Raw genomic sequence first — 20314 nt, 5'->3', positions numbered from 1 at the left:
GAAAAAATAGTCGGTGATGATGGTTCCGGCCGCTGCACGATCATTGCCGTGCGGCGGCCGGTCTGGGGAGAGCCACTATTTATGTACTGAGTGGTATATAATTCTATATGCGCTGCGTCAAGACCATTCTGTACCGGTTGGTAAAATTTTTCTCCTAGCGCCCCGACCAGAGCTTCAGGCTGGTTTCGACGAGCCGTTCGAGTTCGGCACGCGTCGCGCCAGCGCCAGCCTGCACCGACATGCCCTGGTTCATCGCGATCAGGAACGCCGCAAGGCCTTCGGCGTCGGTGTCGGGCGGAAAGTCGCCCTCTTCCGTAGCGCGCGCAAAGCGTTCGAGCATCGCGCACTTCGCCGTCGCACCCCGCTCGAGCACAGCCTGGCGAATGCATTCGGCCTCGGCGCCGCAGGCGACCGAGTTGATCACCCCGAGGCAGCCGTTGGGATTTTCGGGACAGCTGTACATGTCGAGCGCGCCGTACATCAGCCTCTCGGCCACCCCGCGTGCGGTCGGCGCGTCGAGCGCGGCGCGCATATAATCGGTCTTTTCGCGCTCATACAGGTCGAGCGCCTTGTTGAACAAAGCCTCCTTGTTGCCGAACGCGGCGTAAAGACTGGGTTTGGTAATCCCCATCGCTTCGGTAAGGTCGGCCATCGACGCGCCCTCATAGCCTTTCGACCAGAACACGCGCAGCGCCGCCGTCAGCGCCGCATCGACGCAGAACTCGCGCGGACGGCCTTTCGCGACGGTGGCGGCTTCGATTTCCATAACGGATGGTATATAAGTGAAGTGATCACGAATGTCCAGATTGGCGCGCAGCCTTGGAACTGATAGGATATTTCAAAGAGAAATGGGAGCCTTGATCACGCTCTCTCGATCGACCTACACGAAATCGGTCGGATTGAAGCGCAGGGAATGGCCGTTCGAAGGCGATCCAATTCTGTGCGTAAAAATCAAGGTAACGGACACTCTACTCTGCGTTGGATCAACGAAGTGGATCGGGAAAGCCGGCGTGCATTTGTGTCTCGAATCCTGGCCGAGCGTTTCGCTGAGCCGTCGCGCGATATGTGGGATCACTTGAAAGCTTTGGAGCCGCCTTGGTCGGATATCACAGAGCCTAACGTGCGTCCCCATGGGGCCGCGGCGATTTCCCGCGGGCGCGTCGTTACCAGAGCGCGCGCGATTAGGCGCGTGAAAAGGTGATGATATGGTCGTAATGGCCGGCATCGGCGGATTTGAGCGCAGCAATATACTCCTTTCGCGTCGCGGACGGATCGACCAGATTGACCCGGCCCCATGTGAAGCGTGGTTGGCCGAGCTGAATAGCGAGCAAATCAGCTATCAGGCGCGAGAAACGCCCGTTGCCGTTCGGATAGGGATGAATAGCCACAACGCGGTGGCTGAACCGCACCGCGATTTCGTCGGGCGGGAACGTGGCGTGCTCGACCCAATATTTGGCGTCGTCGATCACCTGATGCAGTTCGACCGCGATGCGATAGGCATCGATCCCGATGTTCCGCGGTGTCGTTCGGTTCCTGCCGGCCCACTTCCAGACTTCGCCGAACATGCGCTTGTGCAGCGTGTTCAGAAAGTCTCGATCAAGAATGTCGCGCTTGCGCGAGCCTAGCCAGCGAACCGCGTCGGCAATGTTTGCGAGTTCGGCTTCATTCAGTTCGGCGCGGGTCGTGATATAGGACGGAATGAGCTGTTCGCGTTCTTCCGCTTCGAGCGGTGTGTTCGCGTCGTCACCCCCTTCGAAAAGAGGATCGCTCATTCCATGTCCCACAAGCGACGATTGAGCGTCGTCAGATATACGCCGATCAGCCGTCGCTCTTCATCGTTGAGATCGTCTGGCGTCACCGCCTGATTTTCGAGGCGCATCGTATGATTGAGATGCGCCAGCTCGTTGCGAACCTTGCGGGCCGCCTGATCGTGGAGAAGCTCGTCGAGCGGCTTGGTTGGTACGAAGGCATAGACCAGCTGGCAGTCGAGGGCGGCTGCGGTATCCCGAAGGGTCTTCATCGTGATGGCACCGGTGGTTTCAGCCTTCTCGATCGCGCTCACACGGCTGGGAGCCACGTTCATCCGCGCGGCGAGCTGGCGCGTGGTCATGCCGAGCGATTCCCGAATCGCTTTCGTCCAGCCGCGTGGCGGCGTGACGATCCGTTCATCGCGGAGCGGGTTCAGTTTTTTATCGAGGCTTTTCCGGGCGAGTTGGGCTTGTCTGTCGCTCATATATATGTCCATTTCTGGAGAAATATAACATATATATATGAGCGCATCAATAATGAACCAACTCTCAAGTATGAGCAAAGATTTGGATATTGCTTATAGATAGGTGAGCAGATCTTGGTGGCAGCGTGCGGGGTGCCTAGAAATGCACTACGGCCGTTTTCGGCAGCACGTCTCAGTCGGCCTGAAAGCTCCGTTCGAGAATGCGGTCCTGGTCGGCGCCCACTGGCAGCGTGCCGAACGCCGCGCCCCCGGCGCCACCTAGCCGGGTTGCACAAAAGGCATCGGCGACGGCGGCTGGTGTCAATGACACTGCAAAATTCCCCACTTATGTCAAAGTAAAATTCCCCACTTTTGCGGTGGTGGGTTTTCAGGTTGTTTGGGGCATGGCGCCTCCGTTTTTGGGCGGCCGTCCGCGCCGTTTTGGTGCTTCCGGCGCCGCCATGGACTTCCATTGCCTCGTGGATGAAGGGTCCGACCCACCTGTTCAGCCAGTATTTGGAGAGCGCGACCGCGAGCCGGCCGAAGACCCGCTCACCCTCATCGCCGCGCGACGCATCGAAAGCGCGCGCGATGCGGAATACCATCGCGGTCGCCGCCTCGCTTTCAAGCGTGAGATCGGAAAGCACGTTGCGCGTCGGCGGTTGGTCGATGAGGCGCCTCTGGAAGGCCGATCGGTTGCGGACATGGTGCGTCGCATGGGCGAGGCCGAGGCGCATGATGCCCTCGGGCACGAGCGAGACGTCGAAGCGGGTGTGGAGCATTCTATCACGACCGGAATGCCCCGCCCTTCCTCGCCCACGAGCCAGCCGTGCGTGCTCTCGAATTCGAGCTCGGTCTAGGCGTTCGACTTGTTGCCAAGCTTGTCCTTGAGCCGCTCGATCGAGATCGGGTTGCGCGTCCCGTCGGGGAGCCGGCGCGGCACGAGGAAACAACCGGGTCCCTTCTCGGTCTGGGCGATGACGAAGATGATGTCCGCCCCCGCCGCCGAGCAGAACCATTTATGGCCGGTCAGGATATATTCGCGGCCGGGCCCCGGCCGCCCCACGGGCTTCGCCTTGGTCATGTTGCGGCGAATGTCCGAGCCGCCCTGTTTTTCGGTCGCGGTGAAAGCAATCGAGACGCCGCTCTTCTCGACATGCCGGATCGCGCTCAAGCGAACGTCCACGACTGTCAATTCGACTGTCAGTTATCGAAAATAATTTCGATGTAAGTTGCTGAAATGTGATCATAAACACCGGCTGTCTGGGGCGGCAGGTTGATTACAAAATTTCTAGATGATTGAAAAACTTATATTTTATAGGATTTCCTCGCGTATTTACCGCCCTTCAGCGCCCAATTTTCGTGAGCTGCAGAACTCTTATTTGGGATAAATTGCGAAATTCGATAGTGCGTTCATCCAGTGCGGCGAATTGATAATTTGACTGCTGCCGAGGTGCTCAACCGCATCGCGGCGCCCTCTCTATCTGATTTTTGGCCGGCACCCCCGCTAGGCGGGCCTATCGCGTCCGAAGTTTCAGGGGAACGCGCCATGTCGTCTTGTGTGGCAATTTCCTTGCAGCGGGGGTTTTCGACGTCGAGGGCGACGCAGTCGACGCCGGCGTCGAAGCGGGCACCGCGCTGGGCGTGGTCGAGAGCGAGATGGTCGGCTTTGCAGGTATCGCGCTATCGAAGCTAGAGTGGATCGGTGTAATCTGCACAGCGCAGTACGACCGCAGAGCGCGATCGGGAATATTCCCCCGATACGGCTGGCAAACTCAGCCGGCGCAACCAGCCTACCGGATGTGAGTAAAGCGAAAAACTCTAGACCCGCGTGGTCCAAGGCGGGGTCTGGCGAGCACTCTCAGACGCCAGCGCTCCGTAAATCAGTTGGAACCTGGCGGAACACCAACAGTCAACAATCCTCTTCGCAAATGCCCACGCTCGATCCCTAACTAGCGATAACGGTTCAAGGCCTCTTTGTGCTCGTCCGAATGGACCAGAATCGTGTTCACAAGTCTGTCGACTTGGCGTTGAATCGATCGGTCGGCGATATCGGCTGCGATGTCGATCGCGGTCTTGGTCATCCCGACAGCTTCCGCCGGTAGTTCGCAAAGATCCAAACAGAAGGTGCGGACGTCTTCCGCAAAGGTTTCCGCTGGAAAAATATCATGAATCAGGCCGATCCGCAGCGCTTTTTCGGCGTCAATCTGACGGCCAGCCATCGCGAGATACTTCGCCCATGCCGGACCGACAATCCTTGCAAGGCGGCTCGCCCCGCCGCTGCCGGGTAACACCCCCAGCCGGATCTCGGGCACCGCCCATTCGGCGGTGGGCGTGCAGAAGCGGAAATCGCACGACATCGCCATCTCCAGGCCTGCCCCCAAGCAGGTCCCCTGTGCCGCAAGAACAATCGGTTTCTCGAGATTTTCGAATTCGTCGTAAAGCAGGTGATGCTCGCGATAGGCCCGGCGATATTGCCAGCCCGGCCGGCTACTCATGGCGTCACTCTCGTCCGTTCGCTGCTTCGCGCTCGCCTTGAGATCGATACCCGCGGTGAAGTAGCGGCCGGTAGCGGCGATGATCATGCAGCCCAGACTGTCATCATCGGCAAGTCGCCGCGTCGCCTCCCAGAAGGCGGCGGTAATCGCCGGGCTGATTGCGTTGAGCTTGTCCGGCCGCGTCATCGTGACGGTGATGATCCTGTCCTCGACGTCGATCCGGGCATGACCGTCGAATTTGTCGTCCCCGGTCATGCCGCTTGCTCTTCCGACCAAAGCTGTTCGGGGCCGCCGGCATCGGCGAGCGCGGCCGTCAACTCGCCCTGCAGGCGCACAAGGCGATAGGTCCACAGGTGAAGCGGATGTTCGGTTGTTACGCCGAGTGCGCCGTTGAACTGGTGGCAATCATGGACAACATCGGGGATGGCGCGAAGTGTGAAGGAAGCTGCAATCGCTGCGTCGCGCGAAGTCCGGTTCCACGCCGCATGCCGCATCAGCCAGCGCGATCCATGTGCTTGCACCGTTCGTTCGGATAGTCGGTGCTGGATTGCCTGAAAAGCGCCCAGCGGCCGCCCGAACTGACGCCGCTCGGTGACATAACCGACTGTAAAATCGATCGCCGCCTGCATGGCTCCAGAGGCTTCGGCACACAATCCGATCTGGCGCCAGCGGTTGAATTCTGCTGCTTGGGCAGCGGAGAGCCTCTGCCCATCTGCCAGCGATGCCGGATCGACAAATTTCGCCATTGGAAAGGCAAGGAAGCTGTCGACGGGCAAGGTTTCGCGATCGGCGATATCAAATAGCAACCAATCGCGACCCTGGCGAACAAAGGCGTGAGCCGCGCCATGCAGAAAACGCGCAGGTCGGCGAGCATCATCGACGATGGCGACGGGTCCCTCGATCCTTTTGCCCAGCGCCATCGGAGCAGGCAGCGCTGCCGCCATGCATTCTACGGCTACGGGGAGGCGCGCCAGTTCCTCGACTACAAGTGCGGCACAGAGCGGGCCGTAATCGGGTTCGAGCGCGACTGACAGAAAACCCGAGGCAATAAGTTCGCGGTCAAGTCGCGCGTCGCCTGCGTAAAAGGCGTTGAGCGCCACTGAGGGGTCGTCGAACGCCTTAACCAGCTGGCCGACGGCATCCATCAGCGCAGCCTGGTCGCTGTTGAGATCAAAATCCAACTTATTTCTCCCGGGGCAGGTTGAGCATGTCTCGCGAGATGAGGTTTAACTGGATCTCCGAGGCGCCCGCCGCAATGCCGGCTGTACGCGAATGCTCAATCATCATGAAAAGGAATGGATCACCATCTCTAGTTGCCGCATCGGGCAGATAGTCGAGGACGAGCGCACCGACGATGCGGTCAGACTGCATCATCAAATGTCGCGCGATGCTAGTCTCCGCGGTTGGCGGCACGTCTTTTACCCGCATGTCGATAACCTTGTACACGAGCAGGCGCGTCGCCTCGACCGTCGCCTGCGCGTCGAGAACGCGGCGCGCGATGAGCGGATCGCGGAGCATATCGCGTTCGCGCAGGACCTCGATTGCCCTTGCAAGCGCACGGTTGGCAAACTCATAGCGCGCCGCTCCGACACGCTCGCCGTGCAGTGCAGTGCGTACGATCTGCCAGCCACGCCCCTCTTCGCCAAGCCGAGCGCTATGCGGCGCGAAGACATCAGTAAAAAAGACCTCGTGCAGGTCGCCCTCACCGGCAATCGACGAAATTGGTCGGACGAGGATGCCTTCGGTTTTCATGTCGAGCATAAAGACCGTGATTCCCGCCGCGTGACCTGCTTCGCCTTCCACACGCGCGAGCAGAAAACAATAATCAGCCGAATGGGCATATGACGTCCAAATCTTCGACCCGTTGATCAGATAGCCTCCATTTACCGGGGTTGCCATGGTTCGGAGCGACGCAAGGTCGGAGCCAGCGGAGGGCTCTGAAAAGCCCTGACACCAGAAAACATCGCCGCGGGCGATGGCGCCAAGATGATGCTCTTTCTGTTCGGGCGTACCGAAACGCATAATCGCGGGGCCGATAAAATTCGTAGCCATATAGGCAGAGCTGCGCGGTTCGCCGCACGAATAGAGTTCCTCGGACAAAATGATATGTTCCCAAGGAGAACTCTCTTCACCGCCGAAAGCTTTCGGCCAATGACGCGTCAAAAGGCCGGCATCGGCCATTTTGGGCACGAAACTTTTCGCGAACTGCATCATCTTGTGCGATCCCGGCCCTTTCAAGGCATAATCAGCATGCCACCGCGCCGGCAGGGCACCCTCGAGGAAGTCGCGTAACCGCTGGCGGAACGCGTCGTCAGAGCTTCTCCAGGCAAAATCCATGGGGTTGGTTCCTATTCGGCGTTGGGGGAAAAGGGCGCAGGTTCGGCGAGGCGCATGGCTGCTTCGAATTTCCGGCGGAGAATGAAGAGAAGCACGAGCACGAAGGGTATCACCCCGCCAGCGACGACGACCATCGAAAGGCCGACCGCCTCGGGCGTGCCAAACACGTGATCGGTCACCGCGCCGACCACCACCGGCCCGAGACCGAAGCCGACCAGATTGGTGCACAAGATGTAGATAGACGTCAGCTGACCGCGAAGGTGTGGCGGGGTGACCGCCTGGATCGAAGCCGTCGCCGACGAGGTCCAGAAATGCGACACGAAAATCAGCGTAGCAAGCAGTCCCAGCGCGATCTGGACATCAGAGACCAGGGGCACCGCGATGCACAGTGGCAGCAGGATGGCCGCCGACACGAGCCCGATGCGAATTTCCGCGTCCCGTGAACCGCGCGAGATCCAGCGATCGCATGTCCAGCCGCCGAGGATGTTGCCGCTGACCCCCGCAATCATATTGGCGGCGCCAAGTAGCAGCCCCACGGTTGCCGTGTCGACCTGATGGGTGCGAATGAACAGCGCCGGAGTCCATGCGAGATAGCCGTAAGTGACGACATAGAGGAGGGAGAAGCCCCCCAGCATGCAGCCAACAAGGCCGCGATTTACGCTAAGGAACGGGATCAGGTCGGCGGAGATCTTGGTTTTTACAGTCGTCTTCGGGTTCAGACGCACCGGTTCGCGCAACACCAGCGCGACGACTGCTGCGAGCAGCAGCCCGGGGAAACCCAAGATCAGGAAGATGAGCTGCCATCCCCGTATGTCACCGATAATCGGCAACACGAGCGTCGATTCGCTGGGGAAATATTGCAAGATTGCGCCGCCGACGACATAGGCGAGCCCCGATCCAATCGTACCGCCCGACGCGTAGATTGCAATCGCGCGCGTCCGCTTGCTCCGGGGAAACAGGTCCGACAGCATCGAGATTGCGGCCGGCGTCAGCGCCGCTTCGCCGACTCCCACGCCGATCCGGCACAAAACCAACTGCCAATAGGACCAGGCCAGCGCGCATAGCCCAGTCATCAAGCTCCATACCGCGATCCCCCATGCAATAAGCCGCTTGCGCGATCTGTTGTCGGCAATTCGCGCGAGCGGCAGGCCAGCGATGGCGTAGAACGCGGCAAATGCGAACCCCTGCAACAGGCCGAACTGGGTATCATTGATCTGGAGATCGCGTTTGATCGGTTCGACCAGCAGCGTAAGGATAATACGGTCGATCATCGCCACTGCATAAGCAAAGGACAGGATCGCCAACGTGATCCAACCGAGTTTTCCGACGCCGCGTTGTTCGGTTGCAATCATGGCGCCGGTCGCTCCATCAAATGATGCCTTCGTCCGCCTGAAATACGTCGTCGGGATGGGGCTCGTTGCGCGGGTCGATCCCGGCATCTTCGTCGGCCCACTGAACGATCAGTCGCTGACAACGCCGCGAATGAACCAGGGCGATTTCGGAATCGCCATCGAGGATCGCCTTTGCGAGGTCGCGGCGGTGCAGCGCATATTCGCGCGCGCGATCGCGGTGGCGCCAAAACATCCCGTAGGGAAGGAACGACTGCGAGAAGTCGTAGATGATCTCCGAGATAAGTTCGAGCACCGGGTTGCCAGACATTGCAAACATCAACCGCGTAAACTCACGGTCAAATGCAAAAAAATCGCTGACCGATTCCGGCAGGTCCTGCGTGCGTTTCCAAAAACCCTCGAACTGACGGCGCAGGTCCGGATCGCGGCACAAAGCTGCTGTCCGCGCGGCCTCCAACGAGCTTGGCAGAAACGCGTGCACCAAGTCAGTCTGCGAGAGATTGCGCGTGTTGAGGTAAATCGAGGCCACGCGCGCCACTGCGCTGGCATTCGGTCGCGCAGCGTACAACCCGCCGCGCGTTCCGCGGCGGGCATCGAGCAATTGTTCCTGAACGACAAGTTTCGTCGCCTGTCGGAAGGTCGGCCGGCTACATGCGAGTTGCGCCATCATTTCAGGTTCTGAACCAAGGAATGCCCCCGGCCTGGCATCCATCGAAAGCTGACGAAGCGTTTTGGCGACCCGCTCGACCGCCGTTTCCACGCGCTGCGCTTCTGGAACTTCTTTCATCTCTTCCTCTTCGTCATCCTGAAGAGCGAAAGATAGGCTATCCGATTGCAGCATCAAACACCTTCAAAACTTGGCCGATACCTTGAACGAGACCCAACGCGGCAGTCCCGGCTCAAAATACATGGAATCAAACCCGGCGGTCTGGAAGGCACCAGTCGCGTAGCGCTTGTTGGCGATATTCTCGATCGACAACTGCGCCGAATAGACATCGTCCGCGGAATCGAAAATCAATCGCGCATTATACAGCATGTACGGCGTCATCGTCCGGTAGGGATCGTTGTCGACGGTGAAAAAGACACTGCTCTTGTGGGTAAATTCGCCCTGCAATGTCAGTCGTCCGAGCGAACCAAGTTCGATGCCATAGCGTGCGACACCATTCGCAGTCCATTTCGGTGCATTGGGAAGGCGATTGCCGGGCAGAATGCCCAGACCGCCGGTCGCAACGCGGGTTATTTCGGTATCGAGATATGCGCCGCCGAGGCTCAGTTCAAAATTGTCAAACGGGGTGATCACCGCTTCGAGTTCGGCGCCCTTGATTTTCGCGCTGCCTGCGTTGACGAAATTGTTGATCGCGACGCCGTTGACGATTTGCGATAGGGTCGATTGCAGACCATCAAAATTATAGGTGAAGAGCGCCAAATTGGTGCGCAGGCGCCGATCGATCAGATCGGCCTTCAACCCAAATTCGAACTCGTCGACGATTTCCGGATCGGCTGGGCCCGCAGCGAACAGCGTCGGCGCAGAGGGGTTCCATCCACCGGATTTAAAGCCGCGCGCATATTTGACATAGGTCATGACGTCGTCCGATGGCTTCCAGCGTAGCGTAAGGTCGCCCGAGAAATTCTTGAAGTCGGCGGTATTCGACCCATCGATCGCCAGTGGGCAAGTGCCGCCGACGCGGCATCCGTTATAGAAGCGCATCCGCACCAAATCGCGCGACTCGCTGGTATATCGGCCGCCGACGAGCAGCGTGACCCTGTCGATGATTTCGGCCTCGACATGCGCGAATACAGCGACCGACTTGCTTTTGACCCGACCTTCGCGACCTTGCGTCGCCGAGGAAGGGATCACACCGGGTGTCGTCGCGGCATACCAGTCGAAGACATTGCCCTGGTTGTAGCGATTGTCGCGATAGTAATAGGCACCAAGTACCCAGCTGACGTCGCCACGCTTGCCGTTCGCACGCAGTTCCTGGCTGAAGGAATGCGTGCGGTTGAGAAAGTCGGAGGTGACATTGTTGAAGCTTTGGGCGCCAAAGCCAGTGTCCTGCTGGAAAAAGCTCTTCCAGTTTTCGGCGCCAGTCAATGAGGTAATCGTGACGTCATCCAGTACCAGTTCCAACTTCGCGTAACCGCCATAGCTGCGATAGGTGACCGGATTGTCCAACACCGAATAAGTGATGCGGGGGTTGTCACTGTCGTTGATGAAATTGTTTCGTGTCGAGCACAGCCCGTTGAATACGTCGCGCGGATCAGCACAGCGTACGCCGGTATTGCCGGGTACACGGGTGCCGCGCAGGTCGCGACCAGGAAAGATGTTGTCGCCTCGCGCGTAATGCCCGCTAACTGTCAATTCCAGATTTGACATCAGGTCGATTGCCGCGGTGCCGCGCAGCCCGTAGGCGTCGACTTTGCCAAACGTATCTATTCCGGTTTCGGGGTTCTTCCGATAGCCGTCATTATGTGCATATTGGCCGGCCAGGCGAATGCGTATCCCTTCGCCCGCGGGCAAGTTGATCGCGGCTTCGCCGCCGATCTTGCCATATTGGCCGACGGTCAAGCTCGCATGACCCTCAAATTCGTCGGTCGGTTTGCGCGTCACGAACTGAACGAGGCCGGTCGACGAATTGCGTCCGAACAGCGATCCCTGCGGGCCCTTCAGGACCTCGATCCGTTCGACGTCGAACAACTGCTGCACCCCGGCACCGGGAAACGGTATATAGACTTCGTCGACATAAAGGCCGACCGACGATTCATTTACAAAGGTCGTGTCGGTGAACTGGATGCCGCGAATATTCAGCCAAGGTGTGATCGAGTTGTTCGACCCGCCGAGTCCGCCGACCTGGAAACCCGGTGTCTGAGTCGCGACGTCGAGAACATTGTCGAAACCCAGCTTGTCGATCATGTCGCCGCTGAACGCCGTGATGGCAACCGGCACATCCTGAAGCCGCTCTTCTCGGCGCTGCGCGGTTACCAGTATTTCGCCAAAAACCGATGTCCTGTCGCGAGATTCTTCAGTTTCGGTTTGAGCGTCCGGTGCCGGGATGGAACCGACCGGAGGGGCGTCTTGTGCCAAAGCGCCCGCCGCAAAGCCGAACGACAGCAGCGAGCCAGTTAAGACAAGGGCAGCCTTATACCTGCGTGTAGTCATGATCCCTCTCCCATAGCGTCACGTGATTCGCGCCATTCCCTATATAGGTGCCCGATTAAAGATATGCAGTCAACAATTTCGCATTCAACCCCCAAGAACGTCATTTATTGTCGTAATAAGGTGCCTATTGACGTTTGTGACATGTTGATGTGATAATAAGTGAGTCGCCCCGAGCAGTGAGGCGAGCGAGAGGAGCCGACGATGTTCAGCAGCGACCAGATCGAAACATATCGCGCGCAGGGATACATGTTTGCGCCCAAGCTCCTGACCGCAAACTGGCTCCGTCTGCTAGAGACGGCCTTTCAGAAAAATCTGGACAACCCGAGCCCGTGGGCAGGGGAATATCAGCGCAAGGGCGGTCGTTTCTTTACTGACAACAGCAACTTCTCGGTGATCCAAGAAATGCAGGACGTGCTTTATGACTCGCCAATCGTCGACGCGATGGCCGAGCTCATGGAAGCAGACCGGGTGTGGCTTTATTATGACCAGATTTTCTTTAAGGAAGGCGAGGCAGTCCGGACGGGATGGCATCAGGATATTCCATATTATGTGATGGACTATACCGATCAGGTCACCGGCGCATGGATCAGCCTTGATCCTCTGCCCGCCAACATGGCGCTGGAGGTCGTGCCGCGTAGCCATCGCGGTCCGATGTACAATCCGGTCAATCCCAAAAAGCCGACCGAGGGTTTCTTCGACGTCGGCAACCCCCCGGTTCCTGATATCGAGGCGGATCGCGGCGATTGGGAAATCGTCTCTTTCGAAACTGACCCCGGCGACGTCCTCTTCATTCACCCCCAGTTACTGCACGGCGGCGCGCCAATGGTGAATGGACAGCAGCGGCGGACGGTTACGCTCAACGTATTTGGCCCCGAAGCGCGCTTCTGTCCGCGCCCTGAAGGCCATGCACCTACGTTCCCCGGACTGGAGGAGGTCATCGAAGCCGGAGAACCGCTGTGGCATGCAGCCGACAAGGGCTTCTTCCACCAGCTGCGGCCCGTCCCTGAACAAAGGCTCGGTGCTCGTGACCGTCACGACATGATGCATGGGCGGGCGGCCTAAGGATTTCGTAAATGAAAGCTTTGCTGATCGGAGGGAGCGGCGCTACGGGCGTACCGATTGCGCTCGGGCTGCACGAGCGTGGGTACGACCTCACGATATTGCATCGCGGCGTTCACGAAGCCCCAGACATCGCGTCGTTCCGCCACATCCACGCCGATCCCCACTTTGGCACATCGGTCTCCGACGCGCTTGGCACCGAATGCTTCGACGCGGTCGTGTTGGGTTACGGCCGTGTTGCCCAACTCGCGCCACTTTTTGAGGGTCGTTGCGACCGGCTCGTCGCTCTCGGCGGCATCCCGATCTACCCTGGTTATCTCGATCCCGATGCCGAACATCCGCGCGGCATGCCGCTGCTTCAGCGTGAAGAGGGGCCGCGTGTCGACCCCGCGCAGATGCGCAATTCAATGGCGGCAAAGTTTGCAGCAAAAATGATCGAGGCCGAAGATGCGGTCTTCGATGCACATGCCCGCGGTAGCTATTCGGCGGCGGTCATTCGCTATCCGCAGATATACGGACCACGGTCGATCGGTGGACTGGAGGCTTCGCTGCTGCATCGCGCACGCGACGATCGACGCTTCGTGCTTCTACCCGATGCCGGACTCGGCGTCATTACGCGCTGCAGTGCCGAGAATGCCGCCTGGTGCGTGCTCGAAGCGCTCGATAGTCCAGTCGCGCAGGGTCACGCCTTTAACGTCGCCGACGAGCAACAATATACGCTTGCAGGCTGGGTCGAACTCGCGCTGGCGCTGATCGAAAGCGACATGCGGATCATTGCGTTGCCACCGCAGCTCAACTGGGCGGCTGCCCATCTGTTGCCGCTGGGCGGAACGGCGAGCCAGCACGGCATGGTCGATATTTCCAAGGCGCGCGCGTTGCTCGGCTTCCACGACCAGATGCGTCCGGCAGACGCCCTCGCCCGGTCGCTGAAATGGCACGCCGCGCGCCTCGACCCCGACACAGTCGCAGGAGGCTCCGATGTGTTCGACTATGCCCTGGAAGATCGGGTCAAGGCCGCGCTCGACGAACTCATTTTCTCACTCGATGATGCACAGCACGAACCGGAGGTCATCCACCCCTATCCCCATCCGCGCGAGCCGACCCTCGCACCCGATCACCGGGGTCGCTAACCGATGTCGCACGTGCCCTCTCCCAACCTCCCCCCTAACTTATTCAAGGTGCTAACATGGTAGATTTCGTTCCCGACGATACCGCAGAACTGCGGGGCTGGCGCAACGAGGCGCGCCAGTTTCTTGAGGAGACAATCCCCGGTGGATTCTACTTTGACTACGACTATGATGAATCGCCCGAGCGCTGGGCCAAGTGTATCGACTTCTGGCAGGCCGTCGGACGCAAGGGATGGACCGCGCTTACTTGGCCGGCAGCTTATTACGGTCAGGGAAGATCGGCGATCGAGCGCTATATTTTGCAGGAAGAATTCTGCACTTACGCGGCGCCAAATTATCCGGTCATCGGTCTGGCGGTCGCTACCGCGTTGCTGCGCCACGGCACACCCGAGCAGAAAAAACAGCATCTCAAAGGCATTGCCGAGTGCACCACTCTGTGGGGAGAAGGCTATTCGGAGCCCGGAGCCGGCTCCGACCTGGCGGCTCTGACGACCACCGCCCGCCGCGATGGCGACGGCTGGATACTCAACGGCCAGAAGACACTCGGCACTGCGGCACACATGTGCCAGTGGATGATGGTTCTCGCGCGCACCGAGGTCGGGGTGCAGCGACATGCGGGTATCAGCTGCTTCATCCTCTCGCTCGACCTGCCCGGCGTAACCTTGCTGCCGCTGGAAAACATGGCCGACGGACAGCAGAACCAGACTTTTTTCGACAATGTTCGCCTCCCAGCGGACGCTTTGCTGGGCACCGAAGGACAGGCATGGACCGAAATCTGGTTTGGGCAAGGCGGCGAAAAGCTGGTGGCGGGGACGCCGCCCGACATCTGGCAGATGCGCATCGAGCGCCAGCTAAAGTTGCTCCGCGGCTATTGCGCAGAAACACAACGTCACGGCGCGCCGCTGGATCAGGACCCGGTAGTGCGGCTTCAGCTGGCCGAGCTGTATTCTGGCGTCGAACTGCTGAAGCTGCACGCGAAAGAAAACTATGCGCAGTCGACCCAACTCGACTGGCATGCGTCAAACCCCGTATCTCCAATCATGAATCTCGGCTGGTTCAAGGAATTCTGGCCGGATTTCTGCCAGACCTACATGGATATTCTCGGCCCGCAAGCGATGGTCGCTGAAGGGCCCGACGCCCTGTGCAACGGGCACTTTGAACATTATTTCCGCGCCTCTTTCGGCAATCATGCGGGTGGCACGGCCCAGCTCAAGCGGATGACGATGGCCACGCGCGGTCTCGGGCTGCCGCGTTGAGCGCGATTGACAGGAAACAGGGCATGGCGATCGATCTTTCATTCAACGACACCCAGACGATGCTGCGCGACAGCGCGCGCGAATTTTTCGGTGCCAAACTGCCGCTCACTAAATTGCGCGAGCGTACAACGAAGGGTGATTTTTCCGAGGCAATCTGGCGCGAAATGGCCGACCTCGGCTGGCTCGGTATGGGATTGCCCGAGGCGTGCGGCGGCTTCGCCTGCTCGCTCAGCGATTTCTACGCCTTTTATCTGGAAATGGGCCGCCAACTCGTCGATGTGCCGCATCTGGAATCAGTGGTGGTCGCGGGGGGGCTGATCGCAGCGGCCGGCCGCGACGCGGATCACGCGACGCTAGCGGCCATCGCCGCGGGCGACACGGTCGTCGCACCTGCGCTGTTCGAAGAGAACGGCGGTCACTGCGCCGACGACGTCCACCTGACTATCGACGGCGGACGCCTTCGGGGCAGAAAAATGTACGTTCGTTTCGCAGGCCAAGCCTCTCACCTTCTGGTGGCGGCAAGGGACGGTGGACGGCTGGCGCTGTTTCTCGTTGAGGCGACACAGCCTGGCGTGACGATCACGTCGCTCCCGAACATCGCGCGCACGCCGCTATACCGCGTCGACGTCGATCTTCTCGTTGGAGAGTTGGCTAGGATCGGCGGCGGCAGAGACATAACGGCCGAATTCAATGAAGTGATCGCGCGCGCCGCGATCCTGCTTGCCGCCGAAGTAGCGGGGGCAGGCGAACGCATTCTCGAATTTACTGTTAATTATGCCAAAGAGCGGTCGCAGTTCGGCGTGCCGATCGGAAAATATCAAGCCATACAATATCTCTGCACCGACATCGCATTACACTATAGGCATACGTCGCTGTTCGCATTGCATGCCGCCAGCCGCGAAGGCGAAGAGGATTTCCTGCTCCGCGCCTCCCTGGCGAAGGCCGAGGCCTGTCGCGCGGCTGGCGCAATGACCTTTGCCTCGCACGAAGTCCACGCCGGGATCGGTTTCATGGAGGATTATGATCTGCAACTGTTTACGCGGCGCGCCAAACTGTGGGAGAATTTGTACGGCGATAGGCGCGCTCATCTGGAAATGATCGCCCGGCTGGCGTGAGCGGAGAAATGTCATGAACCGACAAGCGTCCATCGCTGCACAGGATTACACGATTCCCCTGCAGCCGATCGAGCGCCCCGTCAGCTTTGATCCGCTTCCTCCCACGTCGCTCACGCAATGGTGGCGCGGCGTCGCCGATCGGCACGGGGATCGCATCGCGGTGATCACTGATGCTCGCGAGACACATTATAGCGATCTCGACGCGCAATCGGCGGCGCTCGCGCGCGGTTTGCTAGCACTTGGACTCGGCAAGGGCGCGCGCGTCGGAATCATGCTGCCGAACGGCGCCGAATGGATCGCGGCGTGGCTTGCCGTGTCGCGAATCGGGGGGATTGCGGTTGCGCTCAGCACGTTCGCGTCGCCCGGCGAACTTCGCTACGCTGTTCAACATGCCGATTGCGCGGTGCTTCTGACTGCTAACACTTACCTTGGCCACGATTATGTCGCAAAGCTCGTCGAAGCATTTCCGGCGCTCGTCAAACGGCAAAACGGTTCACCTATCCTCGATCCGGATTGCCCTTATCTGCGGCGTATTTTCTTCAACGGCGCGGCACCTGATTGGAGCGACGGCGACCTCGCGGCGCTTGCGGCAGGCGCAGTCGATTTTGGTGACGCGATGCTGGCGGCGGTCGAAACCACTGTGGCACCAAGCGACGATGCGCTCCTAATGTACACGTCAGGAAGCACAGCAAATCCCAAGGCGGTGATCCATATTCACGCGGCGCTGGTCGACAAGATCGACCGGCTGGCACGGATGAAGACGATCATTCCGCTCGGCACTGGGCCCGATGACCGGATGCTGATTTCCAATCCCTTTTTCTGGATTGGCGGGTGGATCGGGATGACCGTCGCGCTCGACGCTGGCGCATCAATCATCCTGGAGGATGATCACAGTCCGCGTGCGACGCTCGACGCTGTCCGGCGCCATAACATCACTCAGATCGGTGGAACGCCCGGACTGCTTGGATCGATCACTCAGCTACCCGATTTCCGTCCTGACGATTTCGCTAGCCTTCGCATCCAGAATACCTCGCAGTGGCCGTTTTTTTGTCAAGCCGAAGGCAAGCCTGCATCGCGTTATGCCGCCGCCATCGGGATGACCGAAACGATCGGCCCGCACAGTGGCTATTGGTATGCTGGCGAGCTTCCTGACGGACTTGACGGAACGATGGGTCCACCGCTTGAGGGTATGGAGTTTCGCATCGTGGATCCCGACACGGGTGCGATCTGCGCGAACGGCACACCGGGCGAGCTGCAGGTTCGCGGCATCTGGGTAATGGATCGCTTCTACAAGAGGCTTCGAAACGAAACATTTACTGTCGACGGCTTCTATCCCACGGGCGACGAATGCACGATGGATGGCGAATGCAGGATCTGGTTTCACCATCGCCTCGGCGGAATGATTAAGACATCGGGCGCCAATGTATCGCCCGAAGAGGTCGAATTCGCGCTGCGATCTATTGAGGGAATCATCGAATCCGCCGTTTTTCCGGTCTCGGACGCAAAAGCCGGGCAAATCGTCGCCGCAGCAATCGTTAAAGACCGATCCTCTGACATCGATGAACCATCGATCAAACAACGGCTGCGACCGCTGCTCTCGGCGTTCAAAATCCCAAAAATCTTTCGCTTTGTTGATCGCGACGATCTGCCTCGCACGCCCAGCGACAAGATTCGGCGCGTCGAGGTGGCAAAACTCTTCAACGAAGGGCGGCTGTAATTTTGGCGGTATTTGGGAACGCGAACGTGAACGTCCAGATGATCGTGGATTTCAAATTGGCAACATCCACCAGCCAAGTTCAGAAAGCCCCCAAACGCAGAGCGCGCTGTAGGCGGTCGCAGTGCCGAACACCGCAATCAGCTTGGGCTGGAGCGGGGCTTTGACGATGCGGATCATTCCGCCGCCGAATCCGGCAAAGCGGATGCCGGCGAATAGCGCAATCGCGATCCAAGTGACCGTCGCCCACTCACGCGGGTTTAGAACATCCAGCCAGTCCGTCATGCTTCGATCTGCGCAAGTGAATAAGATGTGCTGCGCCCCCCGGCCTCATCGCGAACCAAGATACCTTTAGCGACCAAATCGGCGATGTCGCGCGCCGCGGTGTCTTGCGATGTCTTGGCGATCTTCGCCCATTTGGAGCTGGTGAGCTTGCCTTCAAAGCCGTTTAGCAGGCGGTTGAGCATGTCGCGCTGGCGATCGTTCAATGCGGTTCCCGCTTGGTGTTCCCAGAAGCGCGCCTTCTGCATAACCGATGCGAGGATATCGTCGGCGCCGTCGAACGCCCGATCCAAACAGTCGAGGAACCACGATAGCCAGGACGTGATATCCAGCGTCCCTTTCTGCGTCGTCTCCAGCATTCGGTAGTAGGCCGCTCGCTCCCTGCGAATTTGCGCCGACATGGAATAGAAGCGTCGATTGCTTCCTTCGGACCGCGCCAGCGCCATGTCAGCGATGGCGCGCGCTGTGCGGCCATTGCCATCATCGAGCGGGTGGATGGTGACAAACCAGAGATGCGCGATTGCCGCCTTCAAAACGGGATCGATGCCCTGATCGGCTTCAAACCATTTTAGAAAGGCGTTCATTTCACGCTTGAGCGCTTTGGCGGGCGGCGCTTCATAGTGAACGCGTTCACGACCATACGGGCCGGAAACGACTTGCATCGGCCCTGTAGAATCGTCGCGCCAACCGCCAACGGTGATCTTGTTCATGCCGCTTCGCCCGGTTGGAAACAGAGCCGCATGCCATCCGAACAGGCGTTCGTCGGTGAGAGGTTCTTGAAAACGCTGCGTTGCGTCAAGCATCATTTCCACAACGCCTTCGACGTTGCGGTCAGAGGGAACTAAGCCCGCAATGTCGAGGCCGAGACGACGCGCGATCGATGAACGCACCTGATCCTTGTCGAGTTGCTCACCCTCAATCTCGGATGATTTCAGAACGTCTTCGGTGAGTGTATGCAGGACCGCTTCTTCTTGAAGCGGGAAACCGAGCGCTTCCATGCGGCCCAAAAGACGGCCCTGACGATGACGGACCTCGCCCAGCTTCTGGGCAAGGGCTTCATCGCGCCATTGGAAATTTGGCCAGTCTTTCAGCTCATAGATGTAAGTCATAATCTCCGCACCTCATGCGGAGATTGTATCGCATAATCTCCGCATAAGGAAGGGTTAATCTCCGCATCCTATGCGGAGATTAGAGCGGCTTTTCTCCGCGTTGGAAACTAGGGCTTATACCGCTCGAACCCTTGGCAGAACGATACAGGTTGCCCACTTTGTTCTTCGAGCATTGTGGATCGGCGTTGGAGCTGGCCCCTCCCATTCTACGATCCATCCTCTTGAATTGGCGCAACAAACCGTGTTTGGTCGGGGCCTCGAACGGCGCCTATCGGAACCCTTTTCATGCGCCAATTTAGGGTTAAAAATCAAAGTTATAGATTCCGACAGAGTGGGGTTCCATTCTGACGCTGTTCCACAATCACGTTGAAATATGTATCTTTTGTGGGATTTTTCCGAGAATTGCCCGCCTGCTGACGATAACGGACATCAACCTGACGGTAGCAGCGGGAATCATTGCTGCGATTGGCGACATCGGCCGCTTTTCCAGCCCGCAAAAGTTGGTGAGCTATTTCGGGCTTAATCCGCGGGTTCGTCAGTCCGGCCTGGTACCGGCGCATCACGGACGCATCAGCAAGGTCGGTCGAAGCCATGCGCGGGCGATGTTGGTTGAAGCGGCTTGGGCTGCCGCCAAGACGCCGGGGCCGCTGCACGCTTTCTTCGTCAGAATCCGAGCAAAGCGCGGCCATCAGATCGCGGCGGTCGCCCTCGCGCGCAAGCTGACGGTCCTGTGCTGGCACCTGCTCACCAAAGACGCTGACTATCGCTGGGCGCGACCCGCGCTCATCGCGAACAAGCGCAGGACCATGGAATTCAAGGCTGGCAGACCGCAGGCGAAGGGGAACAAGCCTGGCCCGGCTTACGCGTACAACATCAAGGTTCTGCGCGATCAGGAAATGGAAGTCGCCCGCCGCGCCGAGCAGGCGTACGAACAGTTCGTCGCCCAGTGGGAGACCCTTCCAAAAGAAAAGGTGCGCGGACGCTCCAAACCGGCAGGGCTGTGAAAAGGCGGCCTGACGGACCTTGCAGCCGGAGTTCCGTTCTTCGCCACGGAGTCGCCCGCGCACAAGGGCCATAGCACAATTTTGCACGGAAAGGT

The 20314-nt window shown here is 59.2% G+C and carries 19 protein-coding genes and 1 pseudogene; 6 read left to right on the top strand and 14 right to left on the bottom strand.

Annotation, left to right across the window (positions count from 1 at the left end; genetic code table 11):
- Window positions 1–154 precede the first annotated feature (154 nt).
- From K0M74_RS17405 to K0M74_RS17350, 12 genes and pseudogenes are all read right to left on the bottom strand, one after another.
- On the bottom strand, window positions 155–766 hold the full coding sequence (locus K0M74_RS17405; protein ID WP_293975418.1) for a TetR/AcrR family transcriptional regulator: 612 nt from the start codon (window positions 764–766) through the stop codon (window positions 155–157).
- A gap of 415 nt (window positions 767–1181) precedes the next feature.
- Window positions 1182–1772, bottom strand: a complete 591-nt coding sequence (locus K0M74_RS17400) for a mobile mystery protein B (protein WP_293975416.1) — start codon at window positions 1770–1772, stop codon at window positions 1182–1184.
- Window positions 1769–2233: a mobile mystery protein A gene (locus K0M74_RS17395; protein WP_293975414.1), complete on the bottom strand. Its 465-nt coding sequence runs from the start codon at window positions 2231–2233 to the stop codon at window positions 1769–1771. Before K0M74_RS17395 ends, K0M74_RS17400 begins: the two co-directional genes overlap by 4 nt.
- A gap of 172 nt (window positions 2234–2405) precedes the next feature.
- On the bottom strand, window positions 2406–2543 hold the full coding sequence (locus K0M74_RS17390) for a hypothetical protein (protein WP_293975412.1): 138 nt from the start codon (window positions 2541–2543) through the stop codon (window positions 2406–2408).
- Window positions 2544–2697: 154 nt separating this feature from the next.
- A pseudogene (locus K0M74_RS19925) lies at window positions 2698–2949 on the bottom strand (acyl-CoA dehydrogenase family protein); the annotation flags it as partial.
- A gap of 119 nt (window positions 2950–3068) precedes the next feature.
- Window positions 3069–3398, bottom strand: a complete 330-nt coding sequence (locus tag K0M74_RS17380) for an acyl-CoA dehydrogenase family protein (RefSeq protein WP_293975408.1) — start codon at window positions 3396–3398, stop codon at window positions 3069–3071.
- A 766-nt stretch (window positions 3399–4164) separates the two neighbouring features.
- Window positions 4165–4896 carry an enoyl-CoA hydratase/isomerase family protein gene (locus K0M74_RS17375; RefSeq protein ID WP_293975448.1) on the bottom strand — a complete coding sequence of 244 codons (732 nt, stop codon included), beginning with the start codon at window positions 4894–4896 and terminating at the stop codon, window positions 4165–4167.
- Between the two features lie 65 nt (window positions 4897–4961).
- Complete coding sequence (locus tag K0M74_RS17370; RefSeq protein WP_293975406.1) at window positions 4962–5891, bottom strand: acyl-CoA dehydrogenase family protein; 930 nt, start codon at window positions 5889–5891, stop codon at window positions 4962–4964.
- A 1-nt stretch (window position 5892) separates the two neighbouring features.
- Window positions 5893–7047: an acyl-CoA dehydrogenase family protein gene (locus tag K0M74_RS17365; protein WP_293975404.1), complete on the bottom strand. Its 1155-nt coding sequence runs from the start codon at window positions 7045–7047 to the stop codon at window positions 5893–5895.
- Window positions 7048–7058: 11 nt separating this feature from the next.
- Window positions 7059–8399, bottom strand: a complete 1341-nt coding sequence (locus K0M74_RS17360; protein ID WP_293975402.1) for an MFS transporter — start codon at window positions 8397–8399, stop codon at window positions 7059–7061.
- A 16-nt stretch (window positions 8400–8415) separates the two neighbouring features.
- Entirely contained in the window at window positions 8416–9237 is an 822-nt protein-coding gene (locus K0M74_RS17355) for an FCD domain-containing protein (protein WP_293975400.1), read from the bottom strand.
- Between the two features lie 9 nt (window positions 9238–9246).
- Window positions 9247–11553, bottom strand: coding sequence for a TonB-dependent receptor (locus K0M74_RS17350; RefSeq protein ID WP_293975398.1), 2307 nt, complete (start codon window positions 11551–11553; stop codon window positions 9247–9249).
- Window positions 11554–11754: 201 nt separating this feature from the next.
- On the opposite strand from K0M74_RS17350, the gene K0M74_RS17345 reads away from it, so the two are divergent.
- Genes K0M74_RS17345 through K0M74_RS17325 form a run of 5 tightly spaced genes read left to right on the top strand, consistent with a single transcriptional unit; the run spans window position 11755 to window position 17827 of the window.
- On the top strand, window positions 11755–12615 hold the full coding sequence (locus K0M74_RS17345) for a phytanoyl-CoA dioxygenase family protein (RefSeq protein ID WP_293975396.1): 861 nt from the start codon (window positions 11755–11757) through the stop codon (window positions 12613–12615).
- An 11-nt stretch (window positions 12616–12626) separates the two neighbouring features.
- On the top strand, window positions 12627–13742 hold the full coding sequence (locus K0M74_RS17340) for a hypothetical protein (protein ID WP_293975394.1): 1116 nt from the start codon (window positions 12627–12629) through the stop codon (window positions 13740–13742).
- A 56-nt stretch (window positions 13743–13798) separates the two neighbouring features.
- Window positions 13799–14995 (top strand): acyl-CoA dehydrogenase family protein, encoded by a 1197-nt coding sequence (locus K0M74_RS17335; protein WP_293975392.1) that lies wholly within the window; start codon window positions 13799–13801, stop codon window positions 14993–14995.
- A 23-nt stretch (window positions 14996–15018) separates the two neighbouring features.
- On the top strand, window positions 15019–16110 hold the full coding sequence (locus K0M74_RS17330) for an acyl-CoA dehydrogenase family protein (RefSeq protein WP_293975390.1): 1092 nt from the start codon (window positions 15019–15021) through the stop codon (window positions 16108–16110).
- A gap of 13 nt (window positions 16111–16123) precedes the next feature.
- Window positions 16124–17827 (top strand): class I adenylate-forming enzyme family protein, encoded by a 1704-nt coding sequence (locus K0M74_RS17325; protein WP_293975388.1) that lies wholly within the window; start codon window positions 16124–16126, stop codon window positions 17825–17827.
- Window positions 17828–17878: 51 nt separating this feature from the next.
- Here the strand turns inward: K0M74_RS17325 and K0M74_RS17320 are convergent, their stop codons facing one another.
- Both K0M74_RS17320 and K0M74_RS17315 read right to left on the bottom strand, forming a co-directional pair.
- Window positions 17879–18109, bottom strand: coding sequence for a hypothetical protein (locus K0M74_RS17320; protein ID WP_293975386.1), 231 nt, complete (start codon window positions 18107–18109; stop codon window positions 17879–17881).
- A complete protein-coding gene (locus tag K0M74_RS17315; protein ID WP_293975384.1) occupies window positions 18106–19215 on the bottom strand; it encodes a Fic family protein in 1110 nt (369 codons plus the stop codon). Before K0M74_RS17315 ends, K0M74_RS17320 begins: the two co-directional genes overlap by 4 nt.
- Window positions 19216–19535: 320 nt before the next feature.
- On the opposite strand from K0M74_RS17315, the gene K0M74_RS17310 reads away from it, so the two are divergent.
- The gene (locus tag K0M74_RS17310) at window positions 19536–20219 is read left to right on the top strand and encodes a transposase (protein WP_366932702.1); all 684 of its coding nucleotides are present in this window, start codon (window positions 19536–19538) and stop codon (window positions 20217–20219) included.
- Window positions 20220–20314 lie beyond the last annotated feature (95 nt).

Origin of the sequence: Sphingopyxis sp. (assembly GCF_019459305.1) — a bacterium.
GTDB lineage: Bacteria > Pseudomonadota > Alphaproteobacteria > Sphingomonadales > Sphingomonadaceae > Sphingopyxis.
This window is presented reverse-complemented; position numbering and strand designations above follow the sequence as displayed.

What these genes read in the sequence shown, in the direction of transcription:
- K0M74_RS17360 (WP_293975402.1), bottom strand. Translation starts at nt 8,399, where the DNA reads ATGATTGCAACCGAACAACGCGGCGTCGGAAAACTCGGTTGGATCACG.
- K0M74_RS17365 (WP_293975404.1), bottom strand. Translation starts at nt 7,047, where the DNA reads ATGGATTTTGCCTGGAGAAGCTCTGACGACGCGTTCCGCCAGCGGTTA.
- K0M74_RS17375 (WP_293975448.1), bottom strand. Translation starts at nt 4,896, where the DNA reads ATGACGCGGCCGGACAAGCTCAACGCAATCAGCCCGGCGATTACCGCC.
- K0M74_RS17340 (WP_293975394.1), top strand. Translation starts at nt 12,627, where the DNA reads ATGAAAGCTTTGCTGATCGGAGGGAGCGGCGCTACGGGCGTACCGATT.
- K0M74_RS17330 (WP_293975390.1), top strand. Translation starts at nt 15,019, where the DNA reads ATGGCGATCGATCTTTCATTCAACGACACCCAGACGATGCTGCGCGAC.
- K0M74_RS17315 (WP_293975384.1), bottom strand. Translation starts at nt 19,215, where the DNA reads ATGACTTACATCTATGAGCTGAAAGACTGGCCAAATTTCCAATGGCGC.
- K0M74_RS17335 (WP_293975392.1), top strand. Translation starts at nt 13,799, where the DNA reads ATGGTAGATTTCGTTCCCGACGATACCGCAGAACTGCGGGGCTGGCGC.
- K0M74_RS17400 (WP_293975416.1), bottom strand. Translation starts at nt 1,772, where the DNA reads ATGAGCGATCCTCTTTTCGAAGGGGGTGACGACGCGAACACACCGCTC.
- K0M74_RS17345 (WP_293975396.1), top strand. Translation starts at nt 11,755, where the DNA reads ATGTTCAGCAGCGACCAGATCGAAACATATCGCGCGCAGGGATACATG.
- K0M74_RS17355 (WP_293975400.1), bottom strand. Translation starts at nt 9,237, where the DNA reads ATGCTGCAATCGGATAGCCTATCTTTCGCTCTTCAGGATGACGAAGAG.
- K0M74_RS17405 (WP_293975418.1), bottom strand. Translation starts at nt 766, where the DNA reads ATGGAAATCGAAGCCGCCACCGTCGCGAAAGGCCGTCCGCGCGAGTTC.
- K0M74_RS17325 (WP_293975388.1), top strand. Translation starts at nt 16,124, where the DNA reads ATGAACCGACAAGCGTCCATCGCTGCACAGGATTACACGATTCCCCTG.
- K0M74_RS17350 (WP_293975398.1), bottom strand. Translation starts at nt 11,553, where the DNA reads ATGACTACACGCAGGTATAAGGCTGCCCTTGTCTTAACTGGCTCGCTG.
- K0M74_RS17320 (WP_293975386.1), bottom strand. Translation starts at nt 18,109, where the DNA reads ATGACGGACTGGCTGGATGTTCTAAACCCGCGTGAGTGGGCGACGGTC.
- K0M74_RS17395 (WP_293975414.1), bottom strand. Translation starts at nt 2,233, where the DNA reads ATGAGCGACAGACAAGCCCAACTCGCCCGGAAAAGCCTCGATAAAAAA.